The sequence below is a fragment of the Streptomyces sp. NPDC048483 genome (assembly GCF_040651455.1).
Taxonomy (GTDB): domain Bacteria; phylum Actinomycetota; class Actinomycetes; order Streptomycetales; family Streptomycetaceae; genus Streptomyces.
This window is the reverse complement of the sequence record NZ_JBEZJZ010000151.1, coordinates 1-15,674: the sequence shown is the minus strand read 5'-3', so window position 1 is coordinate 15,674 and position 15,674 is coordinate 1. Positions and strand designations below refer to the sequence as shown.

The following is a 15,674-nucleotide window of genomic DNA, read 5'->3' as shown; positions in this document are numbered from 1 at the left end:
CGGCATCGCCACACGCTTCGACAAGACGCCCGAGAGCTACCTCGCCGGCCTCGAACTCCGCGCCTCGATGATCTGGCTCGGAGATCTCCTGCAAGAAGCCGATTGATCACGACATCACACAGGCCCTAGTGCCGCATCAGGCAACGTTCGCTCTGACGACGACCTCGCGTGGCCGTTCGTCGGTGGCGTGCTTGTTCCGCCAGATGATGTAGCGACGGATCATGCTGCCCTGCTCTTTGTGGCCGGCATGGTCGGTCCCGTCGAGGGCGAAGTAGCGCAGGGCGGTGAACTGGGCTTCGATGCGGTTCAGCCAGGAGCTGTTGGTCGGCGTGTAGGCGAGCTCGACGTTGTTGGCCGCGGCCCAGTCACCGACCCGGGCGTCCTTCTTCGTGCTCAGGTGCGGGGAGAAGTTGTCGAGCACGATCGCGATACGGACCTCCGGCGGGTAGAGGCTGCGGAGGTAGCGGCAGAACGGCAGGAACCTCGTGCGGTTCTTCTTCGGCTTGATGTGGCCGTAGAGCTTGTCCCGGGCCAGGTCGTAGGCGGCGAACAGGTGCCTGACGCCGTGCGGGCGGGTGTAGGTCGCCCGGCGGCGGGGCCTGAGCTCGCGGTCGGGATCCTTGTGCTTCCCGCCGCGCTCGGCCCACTGCCGTCCCGGGTGGGGCTGGAGATTCAAGGGCCCGAACTCGTCCAGCCAGAAGACGACTTCGGGTTCGCATTCCTCGGTTATGACCTCGCCGTCGGCGATCGCGTAGAGGTGCTCGACGCGGGCCTTCTTGGCGGCGTAGTCAGGATCTCGGGAGGTCTTCCAGGTCTTCATGCGTGGGAATGAAACGCCCTCCTCGCGGAGCAGGACCCGAAGGCCCTCGTGGCTGATGTCGTCGACCACACCCTCGGCGACCAGGAAGTCGGCCAGCTTGGCCAGGCTCCAGGTCGAGAACGGCAGGCGGTGTTCGGCCTGCCTGGACTTCGCGATCTTCTTGATCTCCCGCCGCTCGGGCAGGGTGAACGTTCTCGGCCGACCACCCTTGTACTTCGGATAGAGCGAATCGAAGCCGTCGGCGTTGAAGTTGTGGATCACGTCCCGGACCGGTCGGAGCTGGTGAATGTCACCTCGGCGATCTTCGCCACGGGCATGCCCTGCCCGGACAGCAGCACCATCTGGGCTCGCCGCCAGGTCACCACTGACCCGGTGCCTCTGCGGATGATCCGCAGCAGGCGCCGCCCCTCGTCGTCATCGATCTCACGGACGCGTACTCGTTCTGCCACCCGGACAGCCTGGCGACACTGCGGCGCGTGCACCACCGTCCGAACGTCACGTCACGTTGCAACGATCAAACGCAGCTGACGAGGCGCCAGGAGACGCCCTGGAAGAGATCACGACTTGGGGAGTTCGTCGCGCTGGATGATCATCTGCATCCACCCCTCTAGGGTGGCGACGAACTCTTCAAGGTCGGAAGTGGTGAACGAGGCTCGCACATGGTCCCAGTCGGGGTCGAGAACGACGACGCGGAAGCCGTAGCCGTCGTACCAGCCGGCGTCTATGTTGATCTCCCGATCCCACAGGCCGCCCTTCTCCGCCACCTCCTGCTCGGTCAGCCACGGCGGTCGTGCGGTACACGCCCAATACAGGTCCTCGGAGTCGTTGACCTCGACTCTTCCATCCGGCAGACGTCGGGCCGCCAGGGTGTTGTAGATGACGTTCCAACCGGCTGGGACGCGCAGCGGGAGTAGACCTCCTTCCTCGGAAACAGCCGCGGACAGCGGGGAATTGGGCGGAAGCTGGAAGGTCAGGTCCATGTGCCGACAGCCTAGCCAGGGGTGTGTCCCCACGCGCAGGTGGAGGCTCCACTCGGGACCCCCAGCCCGCGCCGATGCCTGCGTCAGTCTGTGCCGGGCGCGCCCGCTGGCGACAGGACGGGGTGAACGTTGCCTGATGCGGCACTAGATAGCGCGACGACGCCGCCAACCAGCGCTGTTCTGGGGCGAGTTGAACCCGTTCAGCGCCAATGGCGGCGCCAACGCCGGGCGGTTCTCGCCGCCCCCGCCGGCCCGTAATCCGCGCGTCTTGGCGAGGCCGACGTGGTCCGCATGGGAGCGCGGCTTGGTGAGCGTCACCAACTGGCCCAGAACACACCCTGAACTGGGGCTTTGTGTCTTTCGGTACGGTCAGGGCCTTTCTCGCTCACTCAGCGGGAAGTCCCTGAAAAATCCCTGGGAGCCCCACGGTTCGGAGCGGTCCGTCCAGCACTTCCGCGCCTTTCACCAGTCCCACAGGACGATGAGCTCCATGTATCGGCTACCCCGGGTGGGAAGGGTCGCCGTCGGTACGGACAACCCCTCTCATCTGCGAGAACTGATCGCTTCCCTGCGGTACGAGGCCAACGCTGGCACGCTGCTCACGTACCGGCGGCTCCACCGCGAGCGGACAGCCCATCAGCCCCTCTGAAGGTGCTCCGCGATCTGTGCCGCCATCCTGCGTGCCGGTTCAAGACGGGGATCTTCAGGGTGGGCATCCGGGGCGAGGATCTTCGCGCAGACAAACAGGGTCATCAGCTTGCCGTCCCGGCTCTCCAGGTCGTGCGGCGTTCAGTTCATGGCGGACCCGCTCGGCAGATCCGGGACAGCGAGGGAGTTACCCCACAGTGACGCGGCATCCAGGCCGCGGGGGGCCATCCCCCGGTCCTCCCGGTCGAACAGGCAGAACTCCGGGCGGGTCATGTTCGCCCAGTTCAGGTCAGCGTGCGCCGGCCGCCATTCGTTCACTGTCATGTCGACACCGTCGGGGAGGAACCGATGGATCGCCTCGGCAACACCGTGCTGGGTGATCGTGACGGTGTCCGGTGTGGCGACGCGCGTGGTGCGCTGGGCCCCCAGGGCATCCAGCGACGCGTTCAAGCGCCCCGAGATGATCGTCACCGACACCGCCTCGTACTCCGACATCGTCTTCGGCCTGCTCACCTTGGCCGGGTTCGCGTACGCGCCGCAGCTCGCGGACCTGCCGGACCAGAAGATATGGCGCATCGACCGGGCCGCCGACTACGGCGCTGTCCAGGACGCGGCCCGCGGCCGGGTCGACCTCGCGCGGGTCGAGCGGCACTGGGAGGACATCCTGCGGATCATCGGGTCCCTCCACACCGGGACCGTGCGTGCGTACGACGTCATCCGCATGCTGTCGCGGGACGGACGCCCCACCCCGCTCGGCGACGCGATCGCCCACTACGGGCGGATCGCCAAGACACTGCACATCCTGCGCCTGGCCGACGAGCCCGGCTACCGGCGGCAGATCAAGGTGCAGGCCAACCTCCAGGAGGGCCGCCACGCGCTCGCCCGGAAGATCTTCCACGGCAAGGCCGGGCAGCTCTACCACCGCTACCAGGACGGTATGGAGGACCAGATCGGCGCCCTGGGCCTGGTCCTCAACGCGCTCGTGCTGTTCAACACGCGGTACATGGACGCCGCGGGTGAACCAGCTGCGCGCGGACGGCTTCGACGTCCGCGACGAGGACGTGGCCCGCCTCTCCCCGTTCATACGGCACCACGTCAACATGCTCGGCCGGTACTCGTTCCAGCTCCCCGAACTGCCGGGCGGCCTGCGCCCGCTGCGCGACCCGGACACGGCCGAAGAGGTGTGACCCCGGTGCGGTGACCGTCACCGCCGCTGTCCCGGCGGTGACGTTTGCACTGGTCACCGGCTCGTAGGGTGCGGGAGCCGTAACACCGGCGGAGGGCGTGGCGGCTATGCGTGGCGGCGGGTGCGGTAGGCAGCCGGTGAGCGCTCCGGGCTGCTGCTGGGCCGGGACTGGGGTGCGGGCGGCCGCCACACCGGGTGGGTGCGGCGGCCGTGGGTGGGATCGGCCCGTGGTTCGAGTCAGTCAGCAGAGCGGCGGATCAGCACGGCGTCACCGCACTCTCTGGCACTCCGAACCACTCCTCCAGCGCCTCCGCCAGCCCGGCCGTCGACGTCGGCGCCTGCGCCCCCGCGTCGGCCGCCCAGGCCGTGAAGCCGTCCGGACGGACGAGGACCGCCGCCAGTTCCGGGCGGGAGGGGCAGCCGGCCGTCAGGGTGTCGACGCGGCCGGCGTACCCCGCGGCGAGGGCCCGGAGCTCCGGGTCGTCGGTGAGGTCGAGCAGGAGCGCCCGGCCGCCGTGGAGGTGGTCCGCGAGGCGGCCGCCGTCGGTGAGTTCGAGGTCCGGGGTGCTGCGGCCGGTCAGCGGGTGCTCGCCCGGCAGCTCGTACCGCACCCCGGCACCGTTGAGCCGCGCGGTGAGGTACGTGGTGCCCACGACCGTCCCCGCCAGGTCGCTGACGATCTCGCGCAGGGCCCGGGACTGCGGGTCCGGGCGCATGGCCGCGACCTGGGACCGGGTCCAGTCCAGGACCCACGCGCCGACCGGGTGCCGCTCGGAGGTGTACGTGTCCAGCAGCCCTTCCGGCGCCCGGCCGCCGATCACCGCGGCGAGCTTCCAGCCGAGGTTCATCGCGTCCCCGATTCCCAGGCTCAGCCCCTGGCTCCCGAACGCGGAGTGCACGTGCGCCGCGTCGCCCGCCAGCAGCACCCGGCCCTTGCGGTACTCGGTGACCTGGCGGGCGTGGTCGGTGAAGCGGGTCGCGGTCCGCACCCTGGTGATCGTGACGTCCACGCCGGATACGCGGCGCAGCCGCGCCTGGAGGTCCTCGCTGGTGACCGGCGCGTCCCGGTCGGCCGGCGGGCCGTCGAACTCCACGGTGACGACGCGGCCCGGCATCGGCCCGTAGGCGTACACCCCGGTGTCCGTGGCGGTCCAGCCGACCTTCAGGTCCTCGGCGCCGGTCAGCTCCACGACCGCCTGGTGACAGGTGATCTCCGGGTCCGTACCGGGAAATTCGAACCCCGCGAGCTTGCGGACCGCGCTGCGGCCGCCGTCGCAGCCCACGAGCCAGCCGGCGCGTATGGCCCCGTGGCTGGTCCGCACGGTGACGGCCTCCTCGTCCGCGTCGAAGCCGGTCAGCTCCACTCCCCGGCGCACGTCGACGCCGAGCTCGTCCGCCCGCCCGCCGAGCAGCCGCTCGATGTCCTGCTGCGCCACGAGAGCGATCTCGGCGGCGGGTCCGGCGTCGCCGAGGCCCGGCTCCGTACGGTCGACCAGGTCGGCGCGCAGCATGATCCCGGCGAAGTGCCCGACGAACCCGAGCCCTTGGCCCGCGGCCCCGCCTCCGTCCCCGCCGTTCCGCTCGCGCATGAACGCCTGGAAGCGGTCCATCGCCTGCCGCTGCACCTCGGCCAGCGCGGGCAGCATGCCCCGGCGGTAGAGCACCTCGGCGCTGGGCGTGGTGATCGCCCCGCCCTTGATCGTCGGGTTCACTTCGGTGAGGCGCTCCAGGACGGCCACCCGCGCGCCTCCGAGCCGGAGCTCGCAGGCCAGCATCAGTCCGACCGGGCCGCCTCCGGCCACCACTACGTCATAGTCCATGGCGCCCACTATGACCGAGGGTCAAAAAGGCCCATTCACCGCCCTGACCAGCCACAACAGGCGCCGCAATGTCAAGGGGCCGGCCCCGCGAGGAGGGACGGGAAGCGGGCCGTCCGCGCTCTTGCTCGGCTACCTCATCCGCCGCCCGCCGGTGTCCCGGCCGGTCCTCGATCGGCTCGATCAGGCGGTCGGGCGATCAGGTGGTCAGGCGGTCAGGCGGTCAGCGCCGCAAGCTCCGCGTCGGCGCGCTCGGTGACCAGGGCGAGGACGCGGCCGGCGGCGGCCAGGTCCTCGGCGGGTATCCCGCCCCAGATGCGGACGGTGATGGGGGCGGTCTCCGCGCTGGCGGCGGCGATCAGCTCATGCCCTGCAGCCGCGGGGCGAAGGTGCGCGCCGTCCGAGACGAGCAGCTGCTTGGCCAGCAGCTCGTCGAGAGCGGCGCGGATGTCGGCCGGATCGGCCTTGAGGGAGCCGCGGATCTGGGTGACGAGATCGTTCGGCGTCAGGTCGGAGCGGTAGCCACGCGCACTGACGGCATGTACGAGGAGTACAAGGAGCCGCTGTACGCCGCTCCCCCGCTGCTCGCGCGCATGGTGGACGCGGGGCGGCTGGGCCGGAAGTCGGGCTCGGGCTTCTACTCGTACTGAGCCGGGACGCTGTTGCGTACCGGACCGTCCGCCCGCCGCTCGGGGGAACAGCGGCGGGCGGGCGCCCGGTCGGGCACCCGTAGCCGGCCGTCGCACAGCATCAGCAGCGCCACATCATCGGTCAGCCGCCCGCCGGAGTGCCGCAGCAGCGCCTCCCGCAGGTGCTCGACCACCCCGCACGGCAGGTGGCCGACCGTCTCCACGGCGCCGCGCAGCTCCCGCGCCAGCGGAAAGAACTCCCCCGCCGCGTCCCGCGCATCGGCCGCGCCGTCCGTGTGCAGAAACAGCCCCTCACCCGGCCCCAGCCGCCCGCATCCGACCGCAGGCAGCTCGTCGGGCAGCGGGAAGAGCCCCAGCGGTGGCATCGGTTCCTCGGGGGCGACCGGGGCCACCGTCCGGCGGGCGATCCGGTACGGCCACGGGTGCCCGCAGTTCAGCGCCGTCACCGTTCCGTCCCGCGCCACCTCCACCAGCAGCAGCGTCACGAACTCCTCCCCGACCAGGGCCGCCGACTGCCCGTCGGGGGCCCGCTCCCGCAGATGCCGCTGGTGCGCCCGCTCCAACCGGCGCAGCACACCGCCCAGTTCGGGCTCGTCGTGCGCCGCTTCACGAAAGCTGCCGAGCATCGCCGCGACGGTGCCCAGGGCCTCCAGGCCGTGCCCGCGGACATCCCCGATCACCGCCCGGACGCCGTACCCGGTCCCCGTCACCTCGTAAAGGTCCCCGCCGACCACGGCGCCCTCGCTCGCGGAGAGATGGTCGGCGGCCAGCACCATGCCGTCGATGCGGTACGGAAGCGGCCGCAGCAGCACCCGCTGCGCGGCGGTGGCGACCTCCCGGCTGCGCTCCAGCTCCCGCATCAGCCGCAGCCGTCGGCCGGCCGTCAGATAGCTGGCGCAGATCACCGCGAGGACCGCCCCGCAGGTCGTCGCCCGGGTGCCGAGGCCGGCCGAGGGCTCCACCGCACCGAACGGCACCAGCGCCAGCAGCGCACAGACCCCGCCGAGCAGCACACACTGCCGACGGCCGGTCCCGGCACACGCGATGGCGGGCGCGGCGGCGAGGAGCTGGAGCAGCTGACCGCTGGTCGGCCGGCACAGTTCCCAGACCACCACCCCGGCCACCCACACACCGGGCAGCACCAGGAGAAAGACCTGCCGGGCTCGCACCGCACCCGCCGATGCGCCGCCCCTAGGTGGTGTCGCCCAGGCCCGGATCATGCCGATGGTCCCCCTAGCTCGATCGCCAACGATTCTTGCGACCTTGCGTGCCCCTACGGAGACGATGGGTGCCATCTCACCCGATCGGGTGAGATGGGCGGGGCCCGGAAAAGGCCTGAGGGCCGTGCGGCAACCGCACGGCCCTCAGGTATCACGCACAGCGGCCCACTAGCCGCGCAGCGCCGCCCCCGTGCGCTCCACCGCCGCCGCGACCGCCGCGTCGCGGGCCGCCGAGGCCTCCTCGGCGGTCAGCGTGCGGTCCTCGGCACGGAAGCGCAGCGCGTAGGCGAGGGACTTCTTGCCCGCACCGAGCTGCTCACCGGTGAAGATGTCGAACAGCCGCAGCGACTCGAGGAGGTCGCCGGCACCGTCGCGCAGCGCGGACTCGACGTCCGAGGCCGGGACGGACGCGTCGACGATCAGCGCCACGTCCTGGGTCGCGACCGGGAAGGCCGAGATCCGCGGGGCGCGCCGCGGTCCGGCGGCGGCCCGCTCGATGCGGTCCAGGTCGATCTCCATCGCGCAGGTGCGCTCCGGCAGGGAGAGGGTCTTGATGACCCGCGGGTGCAGCTCGCCGGCGTTGCCGACGAGGATCTCCTCGCCGTCGACGAGCACCAGCAGCGCCGCGCACCGGCCCGGGTGGAACGGCGCTTGCTGGTCCTGACGGACGATCAGCTCGACGCCCGCCTCACGCGCGACCGTACGGCCCGCCTCGATGGCGTCCGCCCAGATCGAGGGGCGTCCCTCGCCCCACCAGCCGGCCTGTTCGCGGCCCCCGGCGAGCACCACGGCGGCGCGCCGCGGCTGCTGCGGCAGGGAGGCGTCCAGCGCGGCGATGTCGTCGTCGCTCGGGCGGCGGTCGACGACCAGACGGCTGGCCGGCTTCTCGTCGCCGGTGGCCCGGAAGACCGGTCCGGTCTCGAAGAGCGCCAGATCGTGCGTGCCGCGGCCGTAGTTACGGCGCAGCGCGCCGAGCAGCCCCGGGATCAGGGTCGTGCGGAGGTCGGGCTCCTCGTCGGAGAGCGGGTTGACGAGGGTGACGGCGTCCCGGCGTGGGTCGTCCGCCTCGATGCCGAGCTGGTCGAGGACGTGCGAGCCGGTGAACGGGTAGTTCAGCGCCTCGACATAGCCCGCACCGGCCAGCGCGCGGCCGACCCGGCGGTACAGCCGCTGACGCTCCGTCAGCCCACGGCCGGCCGGCGGCTTCGGCAGGGTGGAGGGCAGGTTCTCGTAGCCCTCCAGCCGGATGACCTCTTCGGCCAGGTCGTTGGGGTCGCCGAGGTCCGGCCGCCAGGACGGCACGGTGACGACCAGCTCGTCCTGCCCGTAGACATCGCAGCCGACCTGCTGGAGGCGGCGGACGACGGTCTCCCGGCCGTAGGTGACACCGGCGACCTTGTCCGGGTGGCCGGCGGGGATGCTGATGGTGCGCGGCCCGCGGGGCGAGACGATCCCGGTGACGCCCTCCTCGGCGGTGCCGCCGCCGAGCAGCACCAGGAGGTCGACGGTGCGCTGCGCCGCGGCGGACGCGGCCTCCGGGTCGACGCCGCGCTCGAAGCGCTTGGCCGCCTCGGAGGACAGCTTGTGCCGGCGGGCCGTACGGGCGATGGCGAGCGCGTCGAAGTGCGCCGCCTCCACCACGATGTCGGTGGTGCCGCGCAGCTCACCGGTCTCCGGGTCGGTGACCGCGCCCGCGATCTCGGTGTTGGCACCGCCCATGACACCCGCGAGGCCGATGGGGCCGCGGTTGTCGGTGATGACCAGGTCCTCGGCGTCCAGCACCCGCTTGGTGCCGTCGAGGGTGGTCAGCTTCTCGCCGGGGGTGGCGCGGCGGACGCCGATCGGACCGTCCACGGTGGTGCGGTCGTAGGCGTGCAGCGGCTGGCCGATCTCCAGCATCACGTAGTTGGTGATGTCGACGGCGAGCGAGATCGGGCGCATGCCCGCCTTCTGGAGGCGCCGCGCCATCCACAGGGGGGTGCGGGCCTCGGGCTCCAGGCCGGTGACCGTACGGGCGGTGAAGCGGTCGCAGCCGATGGGGTCCTGGACCTTCACCGGGTAACCGCCGGCGTTCGGCGGCGGCACATCCAGCAGCGCCGGGTCGCGCAGCGGCAGCCCGTAGGCGGTGCCGGCCTCGCGGGCGACGCCGCGCAGCGACAGGCAGTAGCCGCGGTCCGGGGTGACGGCGATGTCCAGCACCTCGTCCACGAGCTCCAGCAGCTCGATGGCGTCCGTACCGGCCTGGTACTCCCGCGGCAGCACGATGATTCCGCCGCTGCCGTCGTCGCCCATGCCGAGCTCGTCGCCGGAGCAGATCATGCCGTGCGACGTCCTGCCGTACGTCTTGCGCGCGGCGATCTTGAAGTCGCCGGGCAGCACGGCGCCGGGGAGGACCACGACGACCTTGTCGCCGACCGAGAAGTTGCGGGCGCCGCAGACGATCTCCTGCGGCTCGCCGGTGCCGTTGGCGTCGCCGACGTCCACCGTGCAGAAGCGGATCGGCTTCTTGAAGCCCTCCAGCTCCTCGATGGTCAGCACCTGGCCGACGACCAGCGGGCCCTTGAGGCCCTCGCCGAGCCGCTCGACGGTCTCGACCTCGAGGCCGACGGCAATGAGCTTGGCCTGTACGTCACGGCCGGTCTCCGTCGCCGGCAGGTCGACGTACTCCCGCAGCCAAGAAAGCGGGACCCGCATCAGATCTCCATCCCGAACGGCCGGGTGAACCGGACGTCGCCTTCGAACATGTCACGCATGTCTTCCACGTTGTGCCGGAACATCAGCATCCGGTCGATGCCGAACCCGAAAGCGAAACCGCTGTACTTCTCGGGGTCGACGCCACAGGCGATGAGCACCTTGGGGTTGACCATGCCGCAGCCGCCGAGCTCGATCCAGCCTTCGCTGGAGCAGGTGCGGCAGGGCCGGTCGGGGTTGCCCACGGACTCGCCACGGCAGACGTAGCAGACCATGTCCATCTCGGCGGACGGCTCGGTGAACGGGAAGTAGTTCGGCCGCAGCCGGGTCTTCATGTCCGGCCCGAACAGCGCCTGGACCATGTGGTCGAGGGTGCCCTTGAGGTCGGCCATGGTCAGGCCCTCGTCGACGGCGAGCAGCTCGATCTGGTGGAAGACCGGGGAGTGCGTGGCGTCCAGCTCGTCGGTGCGGTAGACCCGCCCCGGGCAGACGACATAGACCGGCGGCTCGCGGTCGACGAGCGTACGGGCCTGGACCGGCGAGGTGTGCGTCCGCAGGACGACGCCGCTCTCATCGCCCTGGCTGCCGTTGCCCTGGACGAAGAAGGTGTCCTGCATCTGGCGCGCCGGGTGGTCCGGCAGGAAGTTCAGGGCGTCGAAGTTGAACCACTCCGCCTCGACCTCGGGGCCCTCGGCGACCTCGTAGCCCATCGCGACGAAGACGTCCGCGACCCGCTCCATGAAGGTGGTCAGCGGGTGCCGGGCGCCGGCCGGGGTGCGGTCGTAGGGCAGCGTGACATCCACCGCCTCCTCGACGAGGACGCGCGCGTCGCGCTCCGCCTCCAGCTCCTCCTGGCGGACCTTGAGCGCCTGGTTGACCCGGCCGCGGGCCTGGCCGACGCGCTTGCCGGCGTCCGCCTTGGCGTGCGGGGGCAGGGCGCCGATCTCGCGGTTGGCGAGGGCGAGCGGGGAGCGGTCGCCGGCGTGCGCGACCTTCACCTCGCGCAGCTCCTCAAGACCGGCCGCGGCGGCGATGGCGGCCAGCGCCTCGTCCAGCCGTGCGGCGATCTCTTCCGGTTTCAGGGCTTCGACCTCAACAGGGTCGTACGACTTATTGGGTGCGGACATCTCTTCCCGTGCTTCCGGTGGACTGGCTTGGCTTGGCTCGCGTCGCCTCGGCTCGCCCGCGATGCTGGTGCGCCAAAGGTGCCAAAGGTCAAGTCTAAGGGGGACGGCCGACGCGGCCGGGCCGAGCCCCTTGGGGCGCCCGCCGCTGTGTCCCTCACGCCATGAAGGCCGGAGCCGCGACGGGCAGGCTAAATCGGAATTCCGCGCCGCCGGCCGGCGCCCGGCCGACCGTGATCGCCCCGCCGTGCGCCTCGACGATGCCCTTGACGATATAGAGGCCCAGGCCCGTGCCGCCGCGCTTGCTGCCCCGCCAGAAGCGGGTGAAGACGCGGCTCATCGACTCCTCCGGAATGCCGGGGCCCTCGTCGCTCACGGTGACGGTCGTCCCCTCTGGTGTCGTCGCATCTGCGCTGGTCGCGGCGGTTGCCGGGCCGACCTCAATGGTGACCGTTCCCTCGCCGTGCCGCACCGCATTTTCCAGCAGGTTGCCCAGCACCTGGTCCACCTTGTCCGGGTCCGCCCACAGATCGGGCAGCGGCTCCAGCATCCGGATCAGAAAACGGTCGGGCCGCTGTCCTGCGGTGGTCTGCGCCTGGACGTGCCGGCGCACCGCGGCGATCATGTCGACCCGCTGCCTCCGCACCTCCAGACGTCCTGAATCGATGCGGGAGATGTCCAGCAGCTCGGCGATCAGACGGGTGACGCGGTTGGCGTCGGCGTCCACCGTCTCCAGCATCAGCCGCTTCTGGTCGTCGGTGAAGCGTTCCCACTTCTGGAGGAGGGTGGCGGTGAAGCCCTTGACGGACGTCAGCGGCGAGCGCAGCTCATGGGCGACGGTGGCGATCAGCTCGGCGTGGCTCAGCTCCGTACGGCGCCGGGCCTCGGTGCCACGCAGCGCGATCACCAGCCGCTGCACGGGACCGGTCGGCCGGCTGCGGACGTAGCGCGCGGAGACCAGCACCTCGCGGCCGCCCAGCAGCAGATTGCGCTCGGGCTGGCCGCGGCGGATGGCGAGCCCGCTGTACGGGGCGGTCAGCTGCCACCAGGGGCGGCCCTCGACGTCCTGCAGCGGCAGCGCGTGGTCCAGGGGGAGGCCGAGGGCGTCCTGGGGAGCGATGCCGGTGATCCTGGCGGCCGCGGCGTTGAAGCAGATCACCTGGCCGGTCTCGTCGGCCACCACCAGGCCGTCGGGCAGATCATCGGGACCGAGCCCGAGGCCCAGGGCGGCCGGGTCCATGGTGTCCATGGCCGACGGCCCGCGTTCGGGCCCGTCGGACAGGCCGCTGTCAGCAGTGACTGTGATGCCGGAAGTCCTCACACTCATCCCCGTTACCCCCTTCCGGGCCCCCGGGCACGCCACCCTACTAGCTCGGGTCGGCTGTGCCAGGAGATCCGCCGGACGCCCCTCAGGCGGGTGATACGGAGCGGCATCCTCCGGCGGTGCGCTGGGCGCGGGCGGAGGCATAGAGGCAGACCGCGGCGGCGGTGGCGAGGTTGAGGCTCTCGGCCTTGCCGTGGATGGGTACCCGTACGACGGCGTCCGCCAGGGCCCGGGTCTCCTCCGGCAGGCCCCACGCCTCGTTGCCGAAGACCCAGGCGGTGGGGCCGCCCATGGATCCGGCGTCCAGCTCGCCGTCCAGGTCGCGGTCGCCTGCGCCGTCGGCGGCGAGGATACGGACGCCCGCGCCCTTCAGGCCGCCCACCACCCGCTCCACCGGAACGCCGACCGCGACCGGGAGGTGGAAGAGCGAACCGACCGAGGCCCGTACGGACTTGGGGTTGTAGAGGTCCACGGAGGCATCCGTCAGCACGACGGCGTCCGCGCCCGCGGCGTCCGCGCAGCGCAGGACCGTACCGGCGTTGCCGGGGTCGCGGACGTTGGCGAGCACCGCGATCAGCTGGGGGCGGGCGGCGAGGATGTCCTCGAACGGCGAGTCGAGGAACCGGCAGACGCCGAGCAGGCCCTGCGGGGTGACGGTCTGTGAGATGTCCCCGATGGTCCGGTCGTCGGCGAAGTGCACCCGTACCCCGGCCGCGCGGGCCGCCTCGACGATCTCGGCGTGCCGCTCGGCGGCCTCGAGCGTGGCGAACAGTTCGATGAGCGTGGGCTCGCCGTCCGTGCGATGCGCGATGGCCTCCCGTACGGCCTGTGGGCCCTCGGCGATGAACCGGCGCTCCTTGCCGCGGAAAGCGCGGCGCGCCAGCCGCCGGGCGGCGGAGACGCGCGGGGAACGCGGGGAGATCAGCTCGGGGGTGCCCATGGGCGGCGGCTCGCTTCTTTTGTTCGGTGCGGGAGGCCGGTACGGGCGGTACGGGCCGGAAAATGCGGCGGACCCGCAGGCCGCAGCCTACGGGTCCGCATCACCACGTTGTCACAACGTCGTCAGGCTGAAGTTCAGGCAGCCTTCGGGGCGTTGACGTCGCTCGGAAGCGCCTTCTGGGCGGCCTCGACGAGCGCGGCGAACGCGTTGGCGTCCGTCACCGCGAGGTCGGCCAGGATCTTGCGGTCCACCTCGATGTTGGCGGCCTTCAGACCCTGGATGAAGCGGTTGTACGTCATGCCGTTGGCGCGGGCAGCGGCGTTGATGCGCTGGATCCACAGCTGACGGAAGTCGCCCTTGCGCTTCTTGCGGTCGTTGTAGTTGTAGACGAACGAGTGGGTGACCTGCTCCTTCGCCTTGCGGTAAAGGCGAGAGCGCTGGCCACGGTAGCCGCTGGCCTGCTCCAGGATCGCCCGGCGCTTCTTGTGGGCGTTGACTGCCCGCTTGACGCGTGCCACTTGTTAACTCCTTGTAGCGGGGCCGCGGTTGTCGTCACGCGGCCCGAGTCGATGTAAGTCCCGGTCTTGGTCGCACGCCGCCTCGCAGATGGGGCGGCGGCGGCTCACTTGCCGAGAAGCTTCTTGATCTTCGCGGCGTCGCCCGGGGCCATCTCGGCGTTGCCGGTGAGGCGACGCGTCACGCGGGACGACTTGTGCTCGAGCAGGTGGCGCTTGCCTGCGCGCTCGCGCAGCACCTTGCCGGAGCCAGTGATCTTGAACCGCTTGCTGGCACCGCTGTGCGTCTTGTTCTTCGGCATGCGCCGTACTCTCCTCGTCAGTGGCGCTCCCACCGGCACGGACCGGCCCGCGGGAGCGTCAGATGTATCGGTTGTGTCCGGGGCGGGCGCCCCGGCATGAATCCGGGGCTCTCGCCACGGGATCACGCCTCGGCGTGCTCCTCGGCAGGCTCCTCCACGGACTGCTCCGCGGGAACTCCACCCTGGCGCTCCGCCTTGCGGGCGGCCTGCGCCTCGCGGGCTTCGGCCATCGCCTCGGTCTTCTTCTTGTGCGGACCGAGGACCATGATCATGTTTCGGCCGTCCTGCTTCGGATTCGACTCGATGAAGCCGAGGTCCTCCACATCGGACGCGAGCCGCTGCAGCAGCCGGAAGCCCAGCTCGGGGCGGGACTGCTCGCGACCACGGAACATGATCGTGATCTTGACCTTGTCACCCTGCTTGAGGAACCGAACGACGTGACCCTTCTTGGTGTCGTAGTCGTGCGGGTCGATCTTCGGCCGGAGCTTCATCTCCTTGATGACCGTGTGCGCCTGGTTCTTGCGCGCCTCACGGGCCTTCATGGCCGACTCGTACTTGAACTTCCCGTAGTCCATGAGCTTGCAGACCGGCGGACGTGCCGTCGCGGCCACCTCGACCAGGTCGAGGTCGTACTCCTGCGCAAGCTCCAGGGCCTTGGCAAGCGGCACAATGCCGACCTGCTCGCCACTGGGACCGACGAGTCGCACCTCAGGGACGCGAATCCGGTCGTTGATGCGGGGCTCGGCGCTGATGGATCCTCCTCGGTAGCACCACGCGACGGCCTGGCGGACTGCCGCGTAACGTCTGTTTCGGTGTGACCAACCGCGCCGGTACATGAAAAATGCCCCGGACGGGAACACAGGCGGGGCTCCGGAAACTGGATCAGGAACACCGCCGCGAAATCTCCGCGGGGCGCAGCCAGACCGTTGACCCGCCAACCCTGAGGTCGGTGCGGGTGGGAGATCGGAGCCTCCACTTGTGGGCCGGTCACATGCGTGTCCGGCCGGTCGTCCACCCAGAATACACGAGTCAAGAGGCAGTACCCACTCCTGTGCAGGGGCGGACCCGCTCCGCGCGCGGGCGGACACTCCCGGGCGCGGGGCCCGGCGGCGCGGGCCATAGGCTGGAGGCGAGCCCCTCAGCAGGAAGTGAAGCCCCAGGACATGAGTGACCAGACCCCGCAGCAGCCGGAGCCGGAGCAGCAGGCCGTGGCGGCGCAGGCAGCCGAGCCGTCGAACCCCGGCTTCGAGGACATGACCCGTGACATCGCGGAGGTGCCGGCGGTCGAGGTGATCACGACGGTCGCGGTGCATCTGATGAGCTCGGCGGCGGTCAACCTCGGGCTCGCCGAGGACGGCGCGGCGCACAAGGACCTGGACGAGGCGCGCAAGCTCATCCAGGCGCTCGCGGGGCTGGTCACGGCCAGCGCCACCGAGATCGGCTCGTACCACGCGGCG

11 protein-coding genes and 5 pseudogenes are annotated in these 15,674 nt (G+C 71.0%); 3 read left to right on the top strand and 13 right to left on the bottom strand.

From position 1 onward, the window contains the following. Window positions 1-136 precede the first annotated feature (136 nt). The 3 genes and pseudogenes from AB0D04_RS39305 to AB0D04_RS39295 all read right to left on the bottom strand — a co-directional run. Window positions 137-1,269 (bottom strand): annotated as a pseudogene (locus AB0D04_RS39305) (IS630 family transposase). Between the two features lie 108 nt (window positions 1,270-1,377). Beyond that, complete coding sequence (locus AB0D04_RS39300) at window positions 1,378-1,800, bottom strand: hypothetical protein (protein WP_362712198.1); 423 nt, start codon at window positions 1,798-1,800, stop codon at window positions 1,378-1,380. A gap of 636 nt (window positions 1,801-2,436) precedes the next feature. Beyond that, window positions 2,437-2,898 (bottom strand): annotated as a pseudogene (locus AB0D04_RS39295) (hypothetical protein); the annotation flags it as partial. Between AB0D04_RS39295 and AB0D04_RS39290 the strand changes: the two are divergent. Next, a pseudogene (locus AB0D04_RS39290) lies at window positions 2,897-3,635 on the top strand (Tn3 family transposase); the annotation flags it as partial. The pseudogenes AB0D04_RS39295 and AB0D04_RS39290 sit on opposite strands and share 2 nt — an antisense overlap. 256 nt (window positions 3,636-3,891) lie before the next feature. Here AB0D04_RS39290 and AB0D04_RS39285 read toward each other — a convergent pair. Together AB0D04_RS39285 and AB0D04_RS39280 are read right to left on the bottom strand one after the other, a co-directional pair. Further along, on the bottom strand, window positions 3,892-5,454 hold the full coding sequence (locus AB0D04_RS39285; RefSeq protein WP_362712197.1) for an FAD-dependent monooxygenase: 1,563 nt from the start codon (window positions 5,452-5,454) through the stop codon (window positions 3,892-3,894). Between the two features lie 212 nt (window positions 5,455-5,666). Then, a pseudogene (locus tag AB0D04_RS39280) lies at window positions 5,667-5,957 on the bottom strand (MarR family transcriptional regulator); the annotation flags it as partial. Between the two features lie 33 nt (window positions 5,958-5,990). Between AB0D04_RS39280 and AB0D04_RS39275 the strand changes: the two are divergent. Continuing rightward, window positions 5,991-6,101 (top strand): annotated as a pseudogene (locus AB0D04_RS39275) (3-hydroxyacyl-CoA dehydrogenase family protein); the annotation flags it as partial. On the opposite strand, the gene AB0D04_RS39270 reads toward AB0D04_RS39275, so the two are convergent. From AB0D04_RS39270 to infC, 8 genes are all read right to left on the bottom strand, one after another. Next, on the bottom strand, window positions 6,089-7,321 hold the full coding sequence (locus AB0D04_RS39270) for a PP2C family protein-serine/threonine phosphatase (protein ID WP_362712196.1): 1,233 nt from the start codon (window positions 7,319-7,321) through the stop codon (window positions 6,089-6,091). The pseudogene AB0D04_RS39275 and the gene AB0D04_RS39270 overlap by 13 nt on opposite strands. A 168-nt stretch (window positions 7,322-7,489) precedes the next feature. Next, a complete protein-coding gene (gene pheT, locus AB0D04_RS39265; protein ID WP_362712195.1) occupies window positions 7,490-10,015 on the bottom strand; it encodes a phenylalanine--tRNA ligase subunit beta in 2,526 nt (841 codons plus the stop codon). Further along, window positions 10,015-11,139, bottom strand: coding sequence for a phenylalanine--tRNA ligase subunit alpha (pheS, locus tag AB0D04_RS39260; RefSeq protein WP_362712194.1), 1,125 nt, complete (start codon window positions 11,137-11,139; stop codon window positions 10,015-10,017). The genes pheT and pheS overlap by 1 nt, the downstream gene beginning before the upstream one ends. 154 nt (window positions 11,140-11,293) lie before the next feature. Next, window positions 11,294-12,385: a PAS domain-containing sensor histidine kinase gene (locus AB0D04_RS39255; protein ID WP_362712199.1), complete on the bottom strand. Its 1,092-nt coding sequence runs from the start codon at window positions 12,383-12,385 to the stop codon at window positions 11,294-11,296. Window positions 12,386-12,545: 160 nt separating this feature from the next. After that, window positions 12,546-13,400 carry an RNA methyltransferase gene (locus tag AB0D04_RS39250; protein ID WP_362712193.1) on the bottom strand — a complete coding sequence of 285 codons (855 nt, stop codon included), beginning with the start codon at window positions 13,398-13,400 and terminating at the stop codon, window positions 12,546-12,548. Window positions 13,401-13,534: 134 nt separating this feature from the next. Continuing rightward, window positions 13,535-13,918, bottom strand: coding sequence for a 50S ribosomal protein L20 (rplT, locus tag AB0D04_RS39245; RefSeq protein WP_046928929.1), 384 nt, complete (start codon window positions 13,916-13,918; stop codon window positions 13,535-13,537). 104 nt (window positions 13,919-14,022) lie between these two features. Further along, a complete protein-coding gene (rpmI, locus tag AB0D04_RS39240; RefSeq protein WP_006607578.1) occupies window positions 14,023-14,217 on the bottom strand; it encodes a 50S ribosomal protein L35 in 195 nt (64 codons plus the stop codon). Between the two features lie 122 nt (window positions 14,218-14,339). Next, window positions 14,340-15,053 (bottom strand): translation initiation factor IF-3, encoded by a 714-nt coding sequence (gene infC, locus AB0D04_RS39235; RefSeq protein ID WP_362712192.1) that lies wholly within the window; start codon window positions 15,051-15,053, stop codon window positions 14,340-14,342. Window positions 15,054-15,380: 327 nt separating this feature from the next. Between infC and AB0D04_RS39230 the strand changes: the two genes are divergently transcribed. Continuing rightward, the coding region (locus tag AB0D04_RS39230) for a DUF1844 domain-containing protein (protein WP_362712191.1) at window positions 15,381-15,674 on the top strand (294 nt) is incomplete at its 3' end.